This is a genomic window from Alsobacter sp. SYSU BS001988, assembly GCF_054796215.1.
In genome coordinates this window covers 230,693-251,776 of the sequence record NZ_JBTAMK010000001.1, presented here as the reverse complement: position 1 = coordinate 251,776, position 21,084 = coordinate 230,693, and the positions used below count along the sequence as shown (strand labels likewise).

The 21,084-nt window shown below is 70.7% G+C and carries 16 protein-coding genes; 10 read left to right on the top strand and 6 right to left on the bottom strand.

Annotation, left to right across the window (positions count from 1 at the left end):
- Positions 1 to 3: 3 nt before the first annotated feature.
- The 3 genes from ACYVO7_RS01135 to ACYVO7_RS01125 form a co-directional block, all read right to left on the bottom strand.
- Complete coding sequence (locus ACYVO7_RS01135; RefSeq protein WP_460448015.1) at positions 4 to 741, bottom strand: metallophosphoesterase family protein; 738 nt, start codon at positions 739 to 741, stop codon at positions 4 to 6.
- Positions 734 to 1,495, bottom strand: a complete 762-nt coding sequence (locus ACYVO7_RS01130; protein ID WP_406856303.1) for a nucleotidyltransferase family protein — start codon at positions 1,493 to 1,495, stop codon at positions 734 to 736. Before ACYVO7_RS01130 ends, ACYVO7_RS01135 begins: the two co-directional genes overlap by 8 nt.
- A 159-nt stretch (positions 1,496 to 1,654) precedes the next feature.
- Positions 1,655 to 3,259 (bottom strand): alpha-amylase family glycosyl hydrolase, encoded by a 1,605-nt coding sequence (locus ACYVO7_RS01125; protein WP_460448014.1) that lies wholly within the window; start codon positions 3,257 to 3,259, stop codon positions 1,655 to 1,657.
- A 182-nt stretch (positions 3,260 to 3,441) separates the two neighbouring features.
- Between ACYVO7_RS01125 and treZ the strand changes: the two genes are divergently transcribed.
- Complete coding sequence (gene treZ / locus ACYVO7_RS01120) at positions 3,442 to 5,343, top strand: malto-oligosyltrehalose trehalohydrolase (protein WP_460448013.1); 1,902 nt, start codon at positions 3,442 to 3,444, stop codon at positions 5,341 to 5,343.
- Here treZ and cobU read toward each other — a convergent pair.
- Positions 5,331 to 5,870, bottom strand: coding sequence for a bifunctional adenosylcobinamide kinase/adenosylcobinamide-phosphate guanylyltransferase (cobU, locus tag ACYVO7_RS01115; RefSeq protein ID WP_460448012.1), 540 nt, complete (start codon positions 5,868 to 5,870; stop codon positions 5,331 to 5,333). The two genes, treZ and cobU, sit on opposite strands and share 13 nt — an antisense overlap.
- A 128-nt stretch (positions 5,871 to 5,998) precedes the next feature.
- Here cobU and ACYVO7_RS01110 point away from each other — a divergent pair, with 128 nt between their 5' ends.
- The gene (locus ACYVO7_RS01110) at positions 5,999 to 7,087 is read left to right on the top strand and encodes a mandelate racemase/muconate lactonizing enzyme family protein (protein ID WP_460448011.1); all 1,089 of its coding nucleotides are present in this window, start codon (positions 5,999 to 6,001) and stop codon (positions 7,085 to 7,087) included.
- A 196-nt stretch (positions 7,088 to 7,283) separates the two neighbouring features.
- The gene (wecB, locus tag ACYVO7_RS01105) at positions 7,284 to 8,465 is read left to right on the top strand and encodes a non-hydrolyzing UDP-N-acetylglucosamine 2-epimerase (RefSeq protein ID WP_460448010.1); all 1,182 of its coding nucleotides are present in this window, start codon (positions 7,284 to 7,286) and stop codon (positions 8,463 to 8,465) included.
- A 21-nt stretch (positions 8,466 to 8,486) separates the two neighbouring features.
- Here wecB and ACYVO7_RS01100 read toward each other — a convergent pair whose 3' ends face one another.
- Positions 8,487 to 9,941 (bottom strand): glucosamine inositolphosphorylceramide transferase family protein, encoded by a 1,455-nt coding sequence (locus ACYVO7_RS01100; protein WP_460448009.1) that lies wholly within the window; start codon positions 9,939 to 9,941, stop codon positions 8,487 to 8,489.
- Between the two features lie 258 nt (positions 9,942 to 10,199).
- Here ACYVO7_RS01100 and ACYVO7_RS01095 point away from each other — a divergent pair, with 258 nt between their 5' ends.
- From ACYVO7_RS01095 to ACYVO7_RS01085, 3 genes are read left to right on the top strand one after another with little or no spacing between them, the layout of a single operon-like run.
- A complete protein-coding gene (locus ACYVO7_RS01095) occupies positions 10,200 to 10,934 on the top strand; it encodes an exopolysaccharide biosynthesis polyprenyl glycosylphosphotransferase (protein ID WP_460448008.1) in 735 nt (244 codons plus the stop codon).
- On the top strand, positions 10,924 to 12,261 hold the full coding sequence (locus ACYVO7_RS01090) for a VpsF family polysaccharide biosynthesis protein (protein WP_460448007.1): 1,338 nt from the start codon (positions 10,924 to 10,926) through the stop codon (positions 12,259 to 12,261). The genes ACYVO7_RS01095 and ACYVO7_RS01090 overlap by 11 nt, the downstream gene beginning before the upstream one ends.
- Entirely contained in the window at positions 12,258 to 13,526 is a 1,269-nt protein-coding gene (locus ACYVO7_RS01085; RefSeq protein ID WP_460448006.1) for a glycoside hydrolase family 5 protein, read from the top strand. Before ACYVO7_RS01090 ends, ACYVO7_RS01085 begins: the two co-directional genes overlap by 4 nt.
- On the opposite strand, the gene ACYVO7_RS01080 is transcribed toward ACYVO7_RS01085, so the two are convergent.
- Positions 13,516 to 14,640, bottom strand: coding sequence for a glycosyltransferase family 4 protein (locus tag ACYVO7_RS01080; protein WP_460448005.1), 1,125 nt, complete (start codon positions 14,638 to 14,640; stop codon positions 13,516 to 13,518). The genes ACYVO7_RS01085 and ACYVO7_RS01080 overlap by 11 nt on opposite strands.
- Before the next feature lie 218 nt (positions 14,641 to 14,858).
- Here ACYVO7_RS01080 and ACYVO7_RS01075 point away from each other — a divergent pair, with 218 nt between their 5' ends.
- The 4 genes from ACYVO7_RS01075 (at position 14,859) to ACYVO7_RS01060 (ending at position 21,069) form a co-directional block, all read left to right on the top strand.
- Positions 14,859 to 16,979, top strand: a complete 2,121-nt coding sequence (locus ACYVO7_RS01075; protein WP_460448004.1) for a GumC family protein — start codon at positions 14,859 to 14,861, stop codon at positions 16,977 to 16,979.
- A 122-nt stretch (positions 16,980 to 17,101) separates the two neighbouring features.
- Positions 17,102 to 18,445, top strand: coding sequence for a UDP-N-acetyl-D-mannosamine dehydrogenase (wecC, locus tag ACYVO7_RS01070; protein WP_460448003.1), 1,344 nt, complete (start codon positions 17,102 to 17,104; stop codon positions 18,443 to 18,445).
- A 14-nt stretch (positions 18,446 to 18,459) separates the two neighbouring features.
- Positions 18,460 to 20,247, top strand: coding sequence for an asparagine synthase (glutamine-hydrolyzing) (gene asnB / locus ACYVO7_RS01065; RefSeq protein ID WP_460448002.1), 1,788 nt, complete (start codon positions 18,460 to 18,462; stop codon positions 20,245 to 20,247).
- Between the two features lie 18 nt (positions 20,248 to 20,265).
- Positions 20,266 to 21,069: a WecB/TagA/CpsF family glycosyltransferase gene (locus ACYVO7_RS01060; RefSeq protein ID WP_460448001.1), complete on the top strand. Its 804-nt coding sequence runs from the start codon at positions 20,266 to 20,268 to the stop codon at positions 21,067 to 21,069.
- Positions 21,070 to 21,084: the final 15 nt, after the last annotated feature.

The following is a 21,084-nucleotide window of genomic DNA, read 5'->3' as shown; positions in this document are numbered from 1 at the left end:
CGGTCAGAGCTGCAGCAGCGCGTAAGGTTTGCCCGTCGGCTTCTCGATGTGCATCGCCACGTTGAAGACGGGGATGCCGGCCGGCGTCTTGCCTTCGTAGCGTCCCCGGTGGGCGTGGCCGTGCACGACCGACGTCACCTTGAACCGGTCGATGGTCTCAGCCAGCCGCGAGCAGCCGAGGAAGGGGTAGATCTCCTCAGGCTCGCCCTCCACGGTCTCGGCGATCGGGGCGTAGTGCAGCACCACCATGGCGCGCTTGCTGCGCACCTGCCTGAGGCCGTTCTCCAGCAGCATCGCCTCGTTCATCGCCTCGTTGACGAAGCTCTTGGTGGCGCTCTCCCCGAAGGAGCCCAGCATGCGCCGGCCGAAGCCGCCGCCATAGCCTTTCACCCCCACGAAGCCGACGCCCTTGACCTCGCAGGTCTGGCCTTCGAGCAGGATCACCCCCGCCTCCCGCAGGATGCGCCGCAAGGCCTCCACGTCGCCGCACTCATGGTCGTGGTTGCCCAGCACCGCGATGACGGGGATCGAGCAGGCCTTCAGGTCCGCGGCGAGGAGTTCGGCCTCGCGCGCCTTGCCGAGGTCGGTGAGATCCCCGGCGAGGACCAGCGCGTCCGCCGCTTTGGAGATCTCCCCAAACATGTCGCGGTAGGCGCCGGGGGCCGTCTCCTTGACATGCAGGTCGCCCACGGCCGCGACCGTGATCCGCTCAACGGAGCCGTCCGCGCCGTCCTCACTCATTGCGCCACTCGCCTTCTCCTCCGACATCCGCGAAACCCCATTCCTTGACGTCGATCTCGTAGTCGATGCGCGAGAACATGCGGCCGCGGCAGACCTTCATCTGCGGCGGCGGCAGCTGGCGCTGGTTGGACAGGCGGTCCAGGAGCTCGTCGACGATCCAGCGCGGGACCTTGTCGCGCTCGGTCGGGTAGACCCACCTAAAGTTCAGGAGATGGATGAGCAGCACCTCCCAGTGGACCTCCATGTGGGCCAGCAGGCGGCGCCAGTCGATCTGGTCGTGCGCCTTCAGGATGGTGTGCGCCACGTCGGCCCCGTCATAGCGGTGCCGCAACTGGATGAAGCACTTGGAATAGACGAGCTCGGTCGGCCCCACGATGCGGACCGGCAGACCCATCACCTCGATCTGACGGGCGTGCTCGAACCAGGAATCCCCGACCGGCATGGTGCTGTTGGAAGAGGCGAAGATCACGTCGAAGAAGTGCTGGCCCTTGTAGACCTTGCCGAGCCAGCGCTCGTCCTCGATCTCGACCGCGTAGCCGATCGACTGGAAATGGGCCAGGATGCGCTGGTAGTCGCCGGCCTTGCAGAAGATGTCGAGGTCCTTGGTGGGGCGCGAGATCCCCGTATAGGCGCTCAGCGCATAGGTGCCGGCCAGCAGATAGGGCGTGCCGAGCTGCGTCAGTTCGGTCAGCGCCTCGATGTAGAAGGCCTCGGCCTCCGGATGCTTCAGCACCGGAGTGGCTTTGGCGTCCATCAGTTGCGCGCCCGCGGATTCGGAGCTGGACGGGAGGGGAGCCTTCGGATCCTGGGGCGTGGCCATGGCGTGTTCCGGTCACGGCGCTCGCCGCCGCTCGTCTCAACACGGCCCCCGATCCTGCGGTTCCGTCCCGCCGCGGTCGGCCGAGCGGCCCGCTCAGGCCGCCTGCCGCGTCAGCTCGATGAGCAGGCCTTCGTGCCCGCGCAAGGTGAGCGCGCCGCCCACCGGGTTCGCCGGAACCTGCGCCAGGGTGGAGACGAGCACGTGGCCGCCCTGCAGGTGATCCGGCAGCTGGACCGTCTGGGGATCTCCGGTGAGGTTCAGCGCGGCCATGACCCGCTCGTCGCCGGCCTCGCGCAGATAGACGAACACCTCGTCGGTGACCAGAACGGGCGCGTAACGTCCCACCATCAGGGATTTCCTCTCTCGCCTCAGCGCGATGAGATCTCGGGTCAGGGTCAGGATCGAGGCGGGTTCGTCCCGCATCGCCGCGACGTTGCGTGAATGCCAGTCCTGGTTCAGCGGCAGCCAGGGCTCGACGCTCGAGAACCCGGCGTTGGGCGACCGGTCCCACGGCATCGGCGTGCGCGACGGGTCGCGGCCGATGCCGATCCCCGGCTCGTTCTTCTCCCAGGGATCCTGCACCCGGTCGCGAGGGATGTGCACCGCCGGCAGCCCCAGTTCGTCGCCGTAATAGAGCGTCGGCGTCCCGCGCAGCGTCAGCAGCAGCATGGCGGCGACGCGGGCCTGCGCCTGCCCGACCCGGGCCGCGATGCGGGGCTGGTCGTGGTTGCTGAGCACCCAGTTCGGCCAGCCGCCCTCCGGCAGCTTGCCCTCGTATTCGCGCACCAGCGCCTCAATGTCGCGCGCGCGCCACGTCGTGTGGATGAGCTGGAAGTTGAAGGGCAGGTGCGCGCCGGTCAGGTCCGGGCCGTAATAGGTCACCAGCCGCTCGATGGGCAGATAGATCTCGCCGATCAGCACCCGGTCCGGATAGCCGTCCAGGACCTTCCGCATGCCGGCGATGACGCCGTAGATGTCCGGGTGGTCGGCCGAATGGATCTGCAGCAGCCTGTTGATGTCCGGCTGGCCGGGCGCGAAGCCCGGATTGGGCGGGTTGTCCCGCATCTCCGGGTCCTTCATCAGATGCCAGATCACGTCGACCCGGAAGCCGTCCACGCCCCGCTCCAGCCAGAAGCGCAGCGTGTCGAACATCGCCTCGCGCAGCTCGGGATTGCGCCAGTTCAGGTCCGGCTGCTCCTTGAGGAAGGCGTGGTAGTAGTACTGGCCCGTGGCCTCGTCGAACGTCCACGCGCTGCCGCCGAAATTGCTGATCCAGTTGTTGGGCGGCCCGCCGCCCGGGGCCGGATCGCGCCAGATGTACCAGTCGCGCTTGGGGTTGGTCCGCGACGAGCGGCTCTCCCGGAACCAGGCGTGCTGGCTCGACGAGTGGTTCGGCACGAAGTCGAGGATCAGCTTGAGCCCGCGCTCATGCGCCTCGGCCACCAGCCGGTCGAAATCGTCCAGCGAGCCGAAGAGCGGATCGATGTCGCGGTAATCGGAGACGTCGTACCCGCCATCCGCCATGGGGGACGGATAGATCGGCGAAATCCAGAGCGCATCGACGCCGAGCCACGCGAGGTGGTCGAGGCGGCGCCGGATCCCCTCCAGGTCCCCGACCCCGTCGCCGTTCATGTCCTGGAAGGAGCGCGGATAGATCTGATAGACGATCCCGCGCTTCCACCATGTCCGCTCAGCCATGCGGTTCTCCTGAAGGCGATGCAGGGCGGGCTCGGGCGAGCCGTCCTGGCGTCGTGAACTGTCCAGCGTCCGGGGCGAATGCGGCGCCCGCCCGTCCGGTTCCACCCGGCGGCTCGGAACCTGTGCTTCGCATTCCGGGTTCTCAGCCCGCGCACCAGCCTTTGGCGGGAGATGATCGGGACATGACGACGTGGCGCAGCGAGGCCGCGGCGGGCAGGCGTTTTCCTGTCGGCGCGGAACTGGTCGACGCAGGCGTGCACTTCCGCGTCTGGGCTCCGCGCGCGCGATCCATCGCGGTCGCCGTCGAGGACGGCCCGGTGGTTCCCCTCACGACCGAGCCGGACGGCTACTTCTCCGGGCTGGCCGCCGACGCCGGCGCGGGCCTGCGCTACCGCTACGAGATCGACGGGGAGAAGCGCTATCCCGACCCTGCCTCGCGGTTCCAGCCCGAGGGGCCGCATGGGCCCTCGCAAGTCGTCGATCCGGCGCGCTACCGCTGGAAGGACGCCGGCTGGGCCGGCGTGGAGCTGCATGGGCAGGTTCTCTACGAACTCCATGTGGGGACCTTCACGCCCGAAGGCTCCTGGGCCGCGGCGGCCCTGAAGCTGCCCTTTCTCAAAGAGCTCGGCGTCACCGTCATCGAGATGATGCCGGTCAACGAGTTTCCGGGCCGCTTCGGCTGGGGCTATGACGGCGTCGACCTGTTCGCCCCGACGAGACTTTATGGATCCCCCGACGACCTGCGCGCCTTCATCGACGCCGCGCATGGCCTCGGCATGGGGGTGATCCATGACGTGGTCTACAACCATTTCGGGCCGGACGGCTGCTACCTGAACTGCTTTGCGCCCTACACGTCGGACAAGCACGCCAACGAATGGGGCGAGTCGGTCAATTTCGACGGCGAGGGCGGCGCCGGGGTGCGCGAGTTCGTCCTCGCCAACGCGGCCTACTGGATCGACGAGTTCCACTTCGACGGACTGCGCGTCGACGCCACCCAGGCCATCATGGACGACAGCCCGGAGCACATCCTCGCCGGCCTCACCAGGGCCGCCCGCGAGGCCGCGCCGGGCCGGAGCGTGATCATCGTCGGCGAGAACGAGCCCCAGCACGCGCGCCTCATGCGTCCCTTCGACATCGGCGGCTACGGTTTCGACGCGCTCTGGAACGACGACTTCCACCACTCCGCCATCGTGGCGCTGACCGGGCGGGCGGAGGCCTATTTCAAGGACCACGAGGGCTCGCCGCAGGAGTTCGTCTCGGCCGCGAAATACGGCTTCCTGTTCCAGGGCCAGTTCTACGCCTGGCAGGCCAAGCGCCGCGGCGCGCCGGCGGGCGGCGTGCGGCCGGCGCAGTTCGTGGTGTTCCTGGAGAACCACGACCAGGTCGCCAATCACGCCCCCGGCGAGCGTCTGGCCCGGCGCACCAGCCCCGGCCGGCTGCGGGCCGCGACGGCGTTGACCTTGCTGATGCCCGGAACGCCGATGCTGTTCCAGGGCCAGGAGTTCGGCTCGACCAGGCCTTTCATCTATTTCGCCGACCACACGCCCGAATTGGCCGAGCTGGTCCGCAAGGGCCGGCGCGGCTTTCTCGACCAGTTCCAGAGCGTGGCGGCCGAAGCCGGGCTGGCGCTTTTGTCCCCGGAGGACCCCGCCGCCTTCGAGGCCTGCAAGCTCGACTGGGACGAATGTGAGCGGAACGGCGCGACCCTGGCCCTCCACCGCGACCTCCTGCGGTTGCGGCGAGAGGATCCCGTCTTCGCCGGCCAGGGCGCGCTCGGCGTCGACGGCGCGGTGCTGGGTTCGGAGGCGTTCCTGTTGCGGTTCTTCGGCCAGGACGGCGACGACCGGCTCCTGCTGGTCAATTTCGGCCGCGACCTCGTGCGGCCGTCGCTGGCCGAGCCGCTCGCGGCGCCGCCGGAGGGCCGCCTGTGGCGCTGCCTGTGGTCGAGCGACGCGCCGGCCTATGGGGGAGCGGGGACGCCCGTGATCGAGAGCCCCACGCATTGGCGCATTCCCGGCCATGCCGCCGTGGCGCTGTCCGGGGCGCCGGCGGAGGCGGGCGAGGCCGAGCCTCAGCCGGGCTGACCGTCCTTCACGGTCAGGGGCAGGCCCGCCACCATGAAGAGGACGCGGTCCGCCCGCGCCGCCACGCGCTGGTGAAGCCGGCCGGCTTCGTCCCGAAAGGCGCGGGCGAGCCGGTTCTCCGGCACGATTCCGAGCCCGACTTCGTTGCTCACCATCACGACGGGCGCGCGGCTTCGGTCGAGCGCGTGATCGAGCCGGGCGACGGCGTGGGCGATGTCGTGCTCGCCCAGCATGAGGTTCGTGAGCCACAGCGTCAGGCAGTCGACCAGGATGGGCTGCGGCTCCGCGCCGAGCTCTTCGAGCGCCCCGGGCAGATCGACGGGCGCTTCGCGGGTCAGCCATCCCGGCCCGCGGCGGTCCTTGTGGAGGGCGATGCGCTCCTCCATCTCGGCGTCGAAGGCCTGGCCGGTCGCGACGTAGCGCCACGGCCCGGGTTCAGCCGTGACGAGCTCTTCGGCGCGCCGGCTCTTGCCGGAGCGCGCGCCGCCGAGGACGAAGGTGAGGGGAGGCAGCGACATCGCGGCCATGCAAACCCGATCCGCCCGACGCTGTCCAGCCTTGCGGTGGGGGACGTTGCCACCCGGCGTCGAGGCGATAGTCTCCGCCCAACCCAAGCGCGAGGCGGAACGCCGAAGCGCCAAGCCGGAGGAACACCATGGCCGCCATCCGCACCGTCGTGACGGGCTTCTACCGCATCCCGCTCCCGGTCGTCCTGACGGACTCCACCCACGGCGAGATGAGCGCCTTCGAACTCGTGACCGCCCGCGTCGCCGACGCCGAGGGCCATGAGGGGGTCGGCTACACCTATACGGTCGGACGCAACGGCGGCGCTGTGGCCGACGTCCTGTCGCGCGAGATCGCCCCGATCGTGGCCGGCCAGGACGCGGACCGGATCGAGCATCTCTGGAACCACCTGTGGTGGGCCCTGCATTACGGCGGCCGCGGCGGCCCGACCGTGCTGGCCATCTCGGCCTTCGACATGGCCTTGTGGGACCTCAAGGCCCAGCGGGCCGGCGTCCCGCTCTGGGCGCTGCTCGGCGGGTTCGACCCGCGCGTGCCCTGCTACGCCGGCGGGATCGACCTCGACCTGCCGCTGGACAAGCTGCTCGAGCAGACCGACGGAAATCTCGCCAAGGGCTTCCGGGCGATCAAGATGAAGGTCGGCCGGGCCCGCCTGTCGGAAGACGTCCAGCGCGTCGCGGCGATGCGCGAGAAGCTGGGCGACGGCTTCCCGCTGATGGTGGACGCCAACATGAAATGGTCCGCCGACCAGGCGATCCGCGCCGCCCGGGCCTTCGCGCCCCATGACCTGACCTGGCTGGAGGAGCCCTGTTCGCCCGACGACATCGCCGGCCACGCGCGCGTGCTGCGCGAGGGCGGCCTGCCGATCGCGACGGGCGAGAATCTCCGCTCCTTGTGGGAGTTCCGGAACTACGTCGCCGCCGACGCGGTCAGCTATCCCGAGCCGGACGTGACGAATTGCGGCGGCGTCACCGCCTTCATGAAGATCGCGCATCTGGCGGAGGCCTTCGGGCTGCCGGTGACGTCGCATGGCGCGCACGACGTCACCGTCCACCTGCTGGCCGCCTGCCCGAACCGCTCCTACCTGGAGGCGCACGGCTTCGGCCTGGAGCGCTACATCGCCCACCCGCTCCGGATCGAGGACGGGATGGCGCTGGCGCCTGATCGCCCCGGCCACGGCGTGGAGTTCGACTGGCGGGGCCTGGAGGCGCTGAGCGCGTGACATCCGGGGCCGGAATGTCGGCCCGCCTGTCTCGAAGCGGAACGCCGCGTCCCATCCGGGCGCGGCCGCGGGGGCGGATCAGCGCCTTTCGAGACACAACCTAGAGTTGTTGCACGCGAAAATCCTGGCTCGCGGATTGCTGCTGCAGCCTCGAACGAGAACCGGCCCTGTCGGCCGGCGCGATCGAGGCTGGCGCATGCGTATCCTTTCCGTGTTCGGGACTCGTCCCGAGGCCATCAAGATGGCCCCCATCGTGCGGGCCCTGCGGGCCGCTCCCGGCGTCGAGTCGCGGGTCTGCGTGACCGGTCAGCACCGCCAGATGCTCGACGAGACGCTCGCGATCTTCAACCTGCGCCCCGACGACGACCTCGACATCATGACCGGCGGGCAGACGCTGGCCGACATCTCGGCGCGGGTGCTGACCGGGCTCGACCCGATCATGCGGTCGTACCGCCCCGACTTCGTCCTCGTGCAGGGCGACACCGCCACCAGCACGGCCGCCGCGCTTTCGGCCTTCTTCAACCGCAGCAGGGTCGGCCATGTGGAAGCCGGCCTGCGGACCGGCGACATGGCCAGCCCGTGGCCCGAGGAGGCGAACCGGCGCGTGACCGCCGTCGTCACCGACCGCCATTACGCCCCGACCGAAAAGGCCCGCCGGGCGCTGCTGGCGGAGGGCTATCCGGGCTCGTCCATCCTGGTCACCGGCAACTCCGTCATCGACGCGCTGCTGCTCGTGGCCGAGGACGTCACGGCGCCCGGCCCGCAACGCCGGGCGCTGGAGGAGCGGTTCTCCTGGCTGGTCCCCGGCAAGCGCCTGGTGCTCGTCACGGGCCACCGCCGCGAAAGCTTCGGCGACGGGTTCGTCCGGATCTGCCAGGCCCTGCGCGCCCTGTCGGCCCGCGAGGACGTGCAGATCGTGTACCCGGTCCACCTCAACCCCAATGTGCGCCAGCCCGTCTTCGACATCCTGTCCGGGATCGACAACATCCACCTGATCGAGCCGCAGGACTACCGCAGCTTCGTCTATCTCATGACCCGCGCCAGTCTGATCCTGACGGACTCCGGCGGCGTGCAGGAGGAGGCGCCCGCTTTGGGCAAGCCCGTGCTGGTGATGCGCGACACCAGCGAGCGCATGGAGGCGATCGAGGCCGGGGTCGCGCGGCTGGTCTCGACGGACCCCGACGTCATCGTGGCGCATGTCCACGACCTCCTGGACGATCGCCGCCGCTACGCCGCCATGGCGCAGGGCGCCAACCCGTTCGGCGACGGCGCGGCGGCCGAGCGGATCGTCGAGGACTTGATGATCTGTTGCGGCCATCCCGCCGCGCTGCGCCCCTCGATCCGCCGCGAGCGCCTGATGGCCGCCGTCGCGGTCTGAGCGCCTCGGGCCGCGCCGCGCTCAGACGCGGCGCATCGGCCCGCAATGGTCGATCACCTCGAACCCGCCGCCGACATTCACCGTATGCGCGCCGGTGTCGCGCGCCCCCATGGGCCTGAGCGTGGCCAGCACGGTCTGGGCGTAGCCCTCCGGGTCCAGCCGGTCGACGCGGCAGATGGAGAGCCCGGCCCCGTAGCCGGCGCGGCAGTCCTGGGCGGGCCTGAGCAGGGCGCCGCCGCGGCGCTCCATGAAGCCGGCCGGCCGGGCCGCGCGCGCGTCCACCAGCACGGGATTGGCCGGGTGCGGCCGCCAGGGCCCGCGGATGTCCTGGGCCATGAACAGGCTGAGGCAGTCCCAGCTGGTCGCGCCGCGGGCGCTGTCGCTGGCGAACAGCCAGAACCTGCCGTCATGCTCGGCCAGGGTGACGTCCGAAAGCTCGACACCCTCGAACAGCACCGCTTCCAGGGTCCAGACGTCTGGAAAGCGCTCCGCCCGATAGAGCTCAACGGTGCGGTTCTGATAGGTCTCTGGGATCATCCAGATCTGGCCGTCGCGCCGGAACACCATCGGGTAGGAGAGGTGGTAGGGCCGTTCCAGGACGGTCCGCAGCGCGCCGGGCGTCCCGTCCGGCCCGATCGTGAACACGGCGATCTTTCCGATCGGGTCCGCATAGGCGAAGACCTCGCAGAAGACGTGGACGACGCCCTCATGGTCGAGGACGAACGGATCGGCCGCATAATCCGCAGCGCCGGTATCGAGCCAGCGATAGCCGTCGGCGGGCCAGGCCAGCCTGTCCAGCACGCCGCCGCCGGCCGCGACGGGCCTCCAGCCGATGCGCCAATGCGCCGGGCGCTCCACGCGCTGGCGCAGCTTGCGCATGGCGCCCTGCGCGAGATGCCGCGCCGCGAAGGCGAGCGGCCGCCCGGGCTTCGCGTCCGGCCACGCCGGGGATGGGACGGCCGGGCCGCCTTCCTCCGCCACCCGCACCGCGGCCGCGATAAGGACCGAGGTCCGCGTCAGCACGGCGTCGAGGCTGGTGGACAGCAAGGCGGGCCGCGACACCGCCGCCTCGCCCCGCTGGGCGACGAGGCCCTCCGGCGCCCTGACGATCTCGATCGTCGGCGGGCGCTCGCGCAGCAGCGCGTCATAGAGATGGCTCCACTCGGCCGAGCCGTCGAAGCGGGGCTGCAGCACGGGGGTCCCGTCCCCGGGGCCGTCTGAGCCCGTCAGGTCCACGACGAGGTCGTGCCCGCCTGCGGCCGCGGCCCCCGGCCTGGGGGCGGGATCGAGGCTCTCCAGGGCCCTGCCGAACACGTGGCGCTCGAACCAGGCCAGGAGCCGCAGCTCCGGCGGCAAGGCGTCAGCCCCGGTGCCGGGCAGGACGTCGATCTCATGGCCCTGAGCGGCGAGCCGGTCGATCAGATCGGCGTGCCAGCGCAAGGTCAGGCGACCTGGCAGCCGCAGAGCGATCCTCATTCGACGTACTCCCCGCCGCGCCCACGGTGCGAGACGGCGGCGCAGACTAGCCATAAGAACAGAAAGAACACAACACGCGCAATGCTCGACCAGGCTGCCGTTGATCTTCGGGCCTCAAGCAGAAATGCGCCCATGCGAGTGGAACGGTGGTCTACCCCGGCCCGGGCGCCGCCCCTGGGTCTGCCCGCCGTTCACCAACCCCAGGTTGAAAAAGGCATGCGGGTTGCAGCCTTCCCGTCGCAACAACGGGAATGACCCATGTCCGAGCAGATCCAGCCGGTTTTCAGCCCGACACCGTTCCGAAGCAGGACGGAGACGGCGCGATACGTCCGGAGTTCGCACAGTTTCAGCGCCGAGACGCCGGCGAAATACTGGGATCTGCCGCGGGCCAGGTCCCGCTTCGGGGCTCGCGCCGCCAAGCGGGCGCTAGATCTGGCGATCGCGACGCTCGGGCTCGCCGTCCTCTGGCCCCTCTTCCTCGTCATCGCCCTTGCGATCAAGCTGGACAGCCCCGGGCCGATCTTCTTCCGGCAGAGGCGGCACGGGCTCGACCACGCGACGTTCCGCATCCTGAAATTCCGGACCATGACCACCATGGACGAGGCCGGGCATGGGCCGCAGGCCGCCCGCCACGATCCGCGCGTGACGCGCCTCGGCCGGCATCTGCGGCGCTTCAGCATCGACGAGCTGCCGCAGCTCATCAACGTGATCAGCGGGGAGATGTCGCTGGTTGGCCCGCGTCCCCACGCCGTCGCGCACAATTACCTCTACGAGGCGCAGCTGCCCGGCTATGCGCGGCGCCATTCGGTCAAGCCCGGCATCACCGGCTGGGCGCAGGTGCACGGCCTGCGCGGCGAGACGGACACGCTCGACAAGATGCGCGCCCGCGTCGAGCGGGACCTGGAATATGTCGAGATCTGGTCCCTGCGGCTCGACCTCAAGATCCTGGCCCTGACCCTGTTCTCTCTCCGGCCCTACCGCAATGCGTTCTGAGAGCCGCGCGGCCCGCCGCACGGCCCTGACAGCGCGCCGCTCGGCGCTGGCGAGCGCGGGGCTCGCCGCCTCGCCCGGCCTCGCGGCGCCGTGGCGCGCCGAGGACGACCGCCCGCTGGTCGCGGCGGTGCTGGCCTGGGGCGTCGGCGCGGCGCTGCTGTCGCGCTTCGTGCTGTCGGAGAACCTGCTCAACGCCGTGATCGACTATTCGAGCGACGGCGGCTCGGTGCTCGAGAAGATCCATGTCGGCACCTATCTGGGAGCCGGACTGCTGGCGTTGGCGCTGCTGACCACCCGCATCGCGCTGCTTCCCGCCGAGGTGCGGATCCTGCGCCAGTTCGGCTGGCTGCTTGCGGTGATCGCCGCGCTCACGGCCGTCGTGGTCCTCGCCGGAAACAGCGTGTCGGCCGGGTTCCTGGTGGACACCTATGTGAGTTCGGCGCTCGCCTGCGCGCTGATGTTCGTGCTGCCGCCCGGCAGCCGGCGGCGCATCGGCGACGCCCTGCTGATCTTCATGGCGCTGAGTTCGCTCGTCGCCATCGCCGAGAAAGCCGTCGGCCTGCGGCTCTTGCCCTATCCGTATGTGGAGAACGGCTTCCGCCCGACCGGCCTCACCTCGCATCCGCTCGTGGTGGGGCTGTTCAACGCCGGCTCGATCGCCTTCGTGATGGCCACCCGATGGCCCGGCTGGGCCAAGGCCGCCGCCATGCTCCTGCTGGTCGTGGCCGCCTTCGCGGCCGGCGCCCGGACCGGCGCGCTCCTGGCGGCCGGGGTGGCGCTGGTCAGCGCCCTGACCATGCCGCTCGCCAATCCCGATCCGGCTCAGCGGCTGAAGACGCGCGGGCTGATCCTGCTGGGCCTGGTCTGCCTCGTCCCGATCGCGCTGCCCGTGATGGCTCAGCTGGGCCTGCTGGAGCGCTTCATCACCGACGGCTATGTCGACGACAGCGCCAATGCGCGCGTCGAGATCTACCGCATCTTCGGCCTCGTCGACTGGCGCGACATCCTGCTCGGGGCGGACCCGCTCTGGATCAAGAAGCTCGCCTTCGAGAAGCTCGGCTTCGAGTTCATCGAGAGCCCCGTGGTGATGTTCGTCTTCCAGTTCGGCGCGCTGGGCGCGGCGGCCCTGTTCTGCACGATCCTGCTGAGCCTGTGGCGGCTCGCCGCCGGCTCGGACTGGCGCGCCACGCTCGGCGTCGTCGCCTTCCTGCTCTGCGCGCTCTCCAACAACACCCTGTCCTCGAAAAATCAGGCGATCGTCATGATGGTTGTTCTCTGCCTCGCCTACCGGCGCGACGACGCGCCCGGCCGCGGATGGCCGGCATGAGCGGGCTCGATCGCAGGCAGGCGCTCGCCGGACTGGCCGGCGCCGCGCTGGCGGCCGCCGCGGGCGGCAGAGCCTATGCCGGAGCGCCGCTGTTTCGCCGCGGCGCCAGCATCCACAACATGATGAACTGGGCCAGGGTGGACCCGGCCGACAAGGACCGGTTCGCCTTCCCGCCCTTCTCGGGCAAGACCTACGAGACGCCGGACGCGATCCTGGTCAACCTGTCGAAGGCCGGGATCGACTTCATCCGCCTCACCGTGGACCCTGGCCCCTTCCTGCAGTTCGAGGGCGAGCGACGCGTCGCGCTCGACGCCATGCTGCGCGCCGCCGTGCGCCGCCTGTTGGATCATGGCTTCGCGGTGATCGTCGATTTCCACCCCGTCAGCCAGGTCCCGGCCTATGCGCCTGAACTCATCACCAAGGCGATCGACGGCCCATTGTTCCTGGCCTATGCGCAGCTGATGGCCCGCACCGCCGGCCTGCTGGCCGAGATGCGCTCGCCCCGGCTGGCGCTTGAGCTCATGAACGAGCCGCAATATGGCTGGGACGGGGCCACCGCGGCGCGCTGGCAGGCCATGCTGGTCACGCTGCACGCCAAGGCGAGGGCGGCGGCGCCGCTCCTGCCGATCGTCCTCTCCGGCGCCCGGGGCGGCGACAAGGACGGCCTGCTCGCGCTCGATCCCGCGCCGTTTCGCGGCAGCGACGTGTGGTGGACCTTCCACTACTACGCCCCGCACGTGTTCACCCACCAGGGCGTCAAGGGAGACCAGGGCGAAGCCCGCTATTGGCGCTATCTTTCGAACCTGCCCTATCCGGCCGGCGGGGGAGACAGGGCGGCCGTGCTCGACCGCGTCGCCCGCAACGTCGCCGAGGATACGAGCCTCAACGTGCTGCAGCGCGGCGTCGCCCTGCGCGGAGCGAAGGCCGCGGCCGCAGCTTACATGGATTCCGGCTTCGACCGGCGCGCCGTCTGGCGCGACTTCCGCGCGGTCGCCGACTGGGCGTCGCGCCACGGCGTCGACCCGGCCAGGATCCTGTTGGGCGAGTTCGGCGTCACGCGCACCTATGGACCCTACCGGGCCTCCGACGACGCGGCGCGCGAGGCCTGGCTCACCGACGTGCGCGTCGAGGCGGAGGCCAACGGCTTCGCCTGGGCGATCTGGGCGGTGACGGGCTATGGCGGCATGGCCCTGGTCGAGACCGACGACGCCGTCTCCTTCGATCCGGTGCAGCTGCGTGCGCTGGGCCTGCGCGTCAGCTCGTGACGGCGGGGCGGCCCGCGACCTCCAGATAGAGCTGGCGCAGCCTGTCGGCGAAGCGTCCGATCTCGTAATGCTCTTCGAATATCCGGCGCGAGGCGCGCTGGGCCTGCCGCAGCCGCTCCGGATCCTGGAGCAGCTCGGCCAGCGCCGCCGCGATCGCATCCGGGTCGAGGGGGACGACCGCTCCGGTCACTCCCTCGATCACGATGTCCGGGATGGCGCCGACATCCGACGCCACCAGGGCGGCGCCCGCGCAACCGCCCTCCAGCAAGGTCAAGGGCAGGCCCTCGACGCGGGAGGGCAGGGCCACGATGGCGGCCTCGCGCATCAGCCGGTGCACGGCCTCGCTGTCGACCCAGCCGGTGAAGGACAGCTTGGCGTCGAGCCCCGCCGCGGTCGCCTGCGCGCGATAGGGTGCAAGGTCGCCATTGCCGGCCATCACGCACCGCCAGTCGCCATGCAGGCCGTCCAGCCGCTGCAGCGCCGCGATCATCAGGTCGGCGCCTTTGCGCGGGCCCACTTCGCCCGCGAACAGGATCAGCGGCGGCCCCGATCCGGTGCGCTCGGCGGGCGGTCCGGGCGCGAAGTCCGGAATGCCGTTCGGGATCACCACAACCCTGTCGGGGCGTGCGCCCAGCGTCCGCGAGAAGAAGGGCGCGAAGTGTCGCCCGAGCACGACGATCCGGTCGGCGCCGCGCGCCATGCGGCCCAGCGCCCGATACCAGGGCGGCGACGCCACCTGGTCCTCCGGCGTGACCATGCCGTGGAAATGGATGACGACCCGGCGTCCCGCGAGCCGCGCCAGCCAGGCCAGCACGGCCTTGCGGTAGGCGCTGCCATGGGTGGAGTGGTTCAGGTGGACGATGTCGGGCCGAAGCGCCGCCAGCGTCCACAGGAACGCCATCAGGCGGAGCGGGAAGGACGGCAGCCAACGCCATCCCGCCGCGCCGCCGCGCGCCGCGAAATAGGAGATCTCGACCCCCTCCATCCCCCGCGTGGCCACCGCCTGGCGCAGATAGAAATAGAGACGATCGATGCCGCCCTGGCCGTGCGACCCGGTCGGGGTCACGACCAGCGCCCGCAGGGGGCGCGCGGTCGGCTGTGTCGAAGGGTCCAACGTTGTGATCCGTCCGTTGCTCCCGGCCTTTCTACGCCGCCCGCCTTAAGGGCCCGTTGAAGTCGGCCGAATTGCAACCCTGGATAGGCATATCGCTTGCTGGCTTCCCACCAGGATCGCCGCCGCGGCCGCCGAACGTCCCAAACCGGGACGCTTCAGGGTCTTGCCGGGGCGGCCTGGGCTTCGCCGCCCATGATCGACACCGGAGCCGACTGCGCATGAGCATCGTCACGCACCATCGATGGCAAGCCGTCCCCCCGCAGACCGTGACCGATGCGGAGCGTCCGCGCGGCTGGGCCTCCGAGGCGGTGACCATCGATCTGCGCGGCGCCGGCGTGGTCCTGCGTCGCCGCAAGTGGTGGCTCCTCGTCCCGCTCGCGCTCTGCGCGCTCGGAGGGCTCGCCGGGGCCATGATGGTGAAGCCGCGCTACGCCAGCACCGTGCAGCTCCTGGCCGATCCGCGCGAACTCCAGGTCGTGCGGCCCGACGCCACTCTGCGCGTCCAGACGGCCGAGCTCAGCGCCTCGGACGCCGAGACGACGCTGGGCGTCCTGCGCTCGGCCAGCATCCTCGGCAAGGTCGTGGAGCAGCAGGGCCTGAACGCGGATCCCGAATTCACCGGCGAGAAGCCGTCCGACAATCCCGCCCTGACGGCGCTCACCGCGCTGGAGAAGCGCGTCGCCGTCAAGCGCGCCGAGCGCAGCTTCGTGGTCGACGTGGGGGTCTGGTCGCTGGACGCCGCCAAGGCGGCCCGCATCGCCAACGCCATCGCGACGGTCTATCTGCAGGAGGAGGCGGCCGGCAAGCTGGAAGCCGCCAAGCGCACGTCGCGGGCCCTGGCCCTGCGCATCGACGAACTCAGCGTCCGCGTGCAGGAGGCCGAGCGCAAGGTCGCCGAATACCGCTCGCGCAACGACCTGATCGGCCAGAGCGGCAGCCTGATCCCCGAGCAGCAGATCACCGAGGTCAGCAAGCAGCTGGTCACCGCCAGGGCGCGCACGGCCGACGCGCGCGCCCGGTTCGACCAGGTGCAGCTGCTGCGCAAGTCGCCCCTCTCGCTCGGAGACCTGCCGGACGCCGTGGGGTCGGCCGTCGTGGCCCAGCTGCGCTCGCGCCTGGCGGACGCCTCCAGGGTGGAGGCCGAGCAGGCCACGCGCCTCGGCCCGCGCCATCCCGACGCGCTCGCCGCCGCCGCGCAGCTGCGGGACGTCAGGCGGATCCTCGATCAGGAGCTCGCCCGCGTGGCCCGCGCCGCGGAGGCCGACTATGACCGCTCCCGCTCGGCGGAGGAGAGCCTCTCCCGCAACCTCGATCGCCTGAAGAGCCTCAGCAACGAGAGCGGCGAGGCGATGGTGCGCATGCGCGAGCTGGAGCGCCAGGCCGAGGCCAGCCGGGCGATCTACGCGACCTTCCTGCAGCGCGCCAAGGAGATCTCCGAGCAGCAGGGGATCGACACCTCCAACTCCCGCGTCATCTCGCCCGCCGTCCCGAGCCAGACCTCGAGCGGCCTGTCCCGCGCGGTCGTGCTGGCCGGCGCGACGATGGCCGGCCTTCTCGCCGGCGCCGGCCTGGCGCTGGGCCGGGAGCTGACCGACTCCACCCTCTTCACCAAGGCGCAGTTCGCCTCCGCGTCGGGCCTGCCGGTGCTGGGCGTGATCGCGCCCGCCAAGGCGAGCCCGCGTCGCCCCAAGCCGGAGCTGCGGGCCCTCGTCTTCGACGATCCGGCGTCGCCGCTCGCCGCCGTCGCCTTCAGGATCATGGATCTGCTGCGCCCGCGCGGCTCGCGCCAGGTCGCCGGGCAGACCATCCCGCAGGCCGCCGGCCAGGCCGCCCGCAGCGTGCTCTTCCTGTCGGTCGAGCCGACCTTCCAGCGCACCCAGCTCGCCTTCAACCTGGCCGCCGCGGCGGCGCGGGACGAGGGACGCATCCTGCTCGTCGACGCCGAGCCGAGCGGCGGCTTCACCGACGCCCTCGTCGAAACGCCGCAGCACGGCCTGGCCGACGTGCTGGCGCGCCGTTGCACGCTGGACCGCGCGGTCCTGGTCGACGAGGACACCGAAATCGGGATCCTGGCCGCCGGCGGCGCCGGCCCGGCGCAGGGCCGGCCCTCGATGGACCAGCTCCAGGCGACGCTGCTGTCGCCGGCCCGCGGCTTCGACCGCATCATCATCGATGCGGGCGGACCCGCCTTCAACTCCTCGGCGGCGCCCCTGGCCAGCGCCGTGGACGACGTCGTCCTGATCGTGACCGCCGGCGTCACCCGGCGCGAGACGCTGCAGGACACGCTCGAACTTCTCGACGGCTCGCGATCCCGCATCCGCGGGCTGATCGTCGCCTGAGAGAAAATACACCTCTGGGTTGTATCAGCCTGAAACGCCGGATCCTGGCGCCGGGCTTGCCATTCAGAACGCGCCTTCGACGTCCCGACACGCTGCGGGACACCGCCCCTCCGGAGATCAGCATGGTCACCCTCGTCGCGCCCCAGCCTGTGTATGAAGCCAGCCTCGATCGGCCGCCCGCCAAGCCGGCGCGCGCCGCCGGAAAGCGCGCTTTGGAGCGGATCTGCGTCGTCGGTCTCGGCTATGTGGGCCTGCCCACCGCGGCGCTCCTCGCCTCCCGCGGGCTCAGCGTGATCGGCGTCGACCTGAAGCAGGACGCGGTGGCGCGCATCAACGAGGGTCGCGCCCACATCGCCGAGCCGGACCTCGACATGATTCTCGCCGCCGTGGTCCAGGCCGGCAAGCTCGAGGCCTCCACCCGGCCGCAGCCCGCCGACGCTTTCCTGATCGCGGTGCCGACGCCGATCACTCCCGAGAAGAAGGCCGACATGCGCGCGGTCGAGGCCGCCCTGGCCTCCATCGCCCCCGTCCTGAAGCGGGGCGACCTCATCGTGATCGAGTCCACGTCTCCGGTCGGCACGACCGAGCGTGCGGCGGCGCAGCTACGCAGCCTGCGGCCCGACCTGAAGTTCCCGGACCTGTTCCCCGAGCAGGCGGACGTCCTGATGGCCTATTGCCCCGAGCGGATCCTGCCCGGCCAGACCCTGCGCGAGCTCGTCGACAACGCCCGCATCATCGGCGGACTGGACCATGCCAGCGCGCTGCGCGCCCGGGAGGTCTACGCCGCCTTCGCGATGGGCCAGATGAAGCTTGCGACCTCGCGCGAGGCGGAATGCGCCAAGCTCGCCGAAAACGCCTTCCGCGACGTCAACGTGGCCTTCGCCAACGAGCTCTCGATCCTGTGCGAAGGTCTCGGCGTGGACGCCTGGACGGTGATCAAGATGGCGAACCTGCATCCGCGGGTTGACATCCTCTCGCCCGGCCCCGGCGTGGGCGGGCACTGCATCCCGATCGACCCCTGGTTCCTGCATCAGGCTCTGCCGGACGAGACGCCTCTGATCGCCGCCGCCCGCGCCGTCAACGACGGCAAGCCGCTGCGGGTCGCCAACCGGATCGGGCGCCTCGCCGGCCGCTTTCGGGACCCTGTGATCGCCATCCTGGGCCTCGCCTACAAGCCGAACGTGGACGACCTGCGCGAAAGCCCCGCCCTCGAGATCGCCCGCAACCTGGCCGACCGCCGGATCGGCCGCCTGCTCGTCGTCGAGCCGAACATCGCCACCCTGCCGGAGGCCCTCGCCGGCCGCCCCGACGTGGAGCTGACGGAGTTCGGCGCCGCCGTGGCGGAGGCCGACATCGTCGCGATCCTGGTCGCCCACAGCAAGTTCCGCAATGTCGACCGCGCCGCGCTCGCCTCGCGGGTGGTGGTCGACACGGTCGGGCTGCTGAAGCTCTCCAACGACGAATAGGAAGCGACGCCAGCATGTGCGGATTTGCAGGACTGGTCCAGCGCGACCCCTCGCGGAGCGTCAGCGAGCGTTTCGCCGCGCTGGCGTTGAAGTCGCTCGGGCGGCGCGGCCCGGACGACGCCCGTGCGCTGAGCGTGGGCCCGGTGGACTTCGTCCATACGCGGCTCTCGATCATCGACCACGAGGGCGGCGTCCAGCCCATGCAGGATGACGCAGGCGTCATCGCCTATAACGGCGAGATCTACAATTTCGAGGAGCTGCGCCAGCCGAACCTGCCCTATGCGACGCGCTCCGATACGGAGGTGCTGCTCAAGGGGCTGAACACCCAGGGGACGTCGTTCCTCAACGGGGCCGACGGCATGTTCGGCTTCGCCTATCTCAACAAGGCGCAGCAGAAGCTCTACGTCGCCCGCGACCGGTACGGCGTGAAGCCCGCCTACGTCCTGCACACGCCCGAGGTCTTCGCTTTCGGGTCCACCATGCAGGCGCTCATGCCCTTCTCGGCCAAGCGGATCGATCGCAAGGCCTATGTGGAGTACTACACGTCCCGCGCCGCCCATGCGCCCCGGACCCTGTTCGAGGACGTCCGCGAGGTGCCGCCGGGCTGGATGGCGATCTTCGACCTGCGCAGCTTCACCATGGAGATGCGCCGCTGGGCCGACGCCCGGCCCAGGCCGGTGACGCGCCGTCCCGAAGGCGAGCTGCTCGACGAGCTGGACGGGATCCTGCACGCCTCGGTGCGGGCCCACCTCGTCGCCGACACGCCGGTCGCCTCGCTGCTGTCGGGCGGGATCGACTCCGGCCTCGTCACCGCGATCGCGGCGAAATACGTGCCCGACCTCGCCTGCTTCTCGGCGGGCTTCCAGGACCGGCGCTTCGACGAGAGCCCCTACGCCCAGGCGGTGGCCCGGCGCTATGGCTTGCGCCACTACGTCAAGTTCATGAGCGAGGAGACCGTCTTCGGCCTGCTCGACTCCTGGCCTTCCGTGATGGACGACGCCAACGCCGAGCCGGCCTCCGTGCTGAAATACGTGGTGGCGCAGTTCGCCCGCGACAGCGGCTTCAAGGTGGTGCTGGCGGGCGAGGGCGCCGACGAGTTCTTCGGCGGCTATAATCAGTATTGGCGCTTCCGCCTGGCGCGCCGGCTGAGCGCGCTCGGCGCCCATGCGCCGGGCCTCGCCGAATTCGCCGCCCGGGCGGTGGGCCCGCGCACGCGCGTCGCCCATTTCCTGCGCCAGGCCTCCGGCCGGCAGGGCTATCCCGGGACCAGCATGCCGTTCGAGCCTCACCTCGTTCGGGAGATGTTCGCCGGCGCCGAGCCGGAGGATTTCGGAGTCGCCTCGCTCAAGGGCGCGCTGTTCCTCGACCAGAGCCGGCGCCTGCCCGACGACATGCTAACCGCCGCCGACCGCGCCACCATGCACGCCTCGATCGAGGCGCGGGTGCCCTTCGTGACCCGCAGCGTCGCGGATTTCGCCGCCTCGCTGGAAGACGACATGCTGCTGCGCGGGCGCCAGCAGAAATATCTCCTGCGCCAGCTCGCACGCCGCTACCTGCCGGCCGAATGCGTCGACCGTCCCAAGGTGGGCTTCGACCTGCCGCTCGGGCGCTGGTTCCGCGGCCGCTTGCGGGATGTGGTCTACGACACGCTCGCCGACACCTGGCAGCGCGAGTTCCTGCGTCCGGGCGCGATGGAGCGCATCGTCGACCTGCATATGAGCGGGCGCGCCGACTTCGCCGACAAGATCTGGGCCTTCGTGGTCCTGGACCGCAACGTTCGCGCCATGCGCGCAATCGCCTGACCACCGGGAGCCCTGGACATGAGGACGAGCCTTCTCGACACGCCGGTGGACGTCGCCACCATGGACGAGACCGTCGCTTGCGCGCTCGCCGCCATGCGCAGCGGCCGGCGCTGCCAGCATGTGGCCCTGAACGTCGCCAAGCTGGTGAACGCCCGCTCGGACGCGGAGCTCGCGCAGGACATCCGCGACAGCGACATCGTCGGCATCGACGGCATGGGCATCGTCTACGGGCTGCGGGCGACGGGGCAGGGCGCGCCGGAGCGGGTCGCCGGGATCGACCTCTTCCTGCGCCTGATGGCCGAATGCGCCGACCGCGGGTTCCGCCCGTTCCTGCTGGGCGCCCGGCCGGACGTTCTCGCCGATGTCCAGGCGGAGCTCCTGCGCCGCTTTCCGGACCTCAAGATCGCCGGGTCCCATCACGGCTATTTCGGACCCGACGAAGAGGAGCGCATCTGCGGCCTCATCCGGGAAAGCCGGGCGCATTGCTTGTTCGTCGCCATGCCGACGCCCCGCAAGGAGCGCTTCATGCGCCGTTGGCGCGAAAGCCTCGGCGTACCCTTCCTGATGGGGGTGGGAGGCAGCTTCGACGTGGTGGCCGGGCGGGTCACCCGCGCCCCGCGGGTGATGCAGCGCTTCGGCCTGGAATGGCTGCACCGGCTCCTGCAGGAGCCGCGCAAGATGTCCGGGCGCTATGTCCGGACGAACGCGATCTACGCCGTCCTGATCGCGAGGGAGCTCATCGCGCGCCGCTTCGGCGCGGGCGGACCGGCCCCCGACGCATCGGCGCGGGGCGCCGCCGCGCCGGACGAACGCGCCGCCTGACTTCAGCCATGAGCA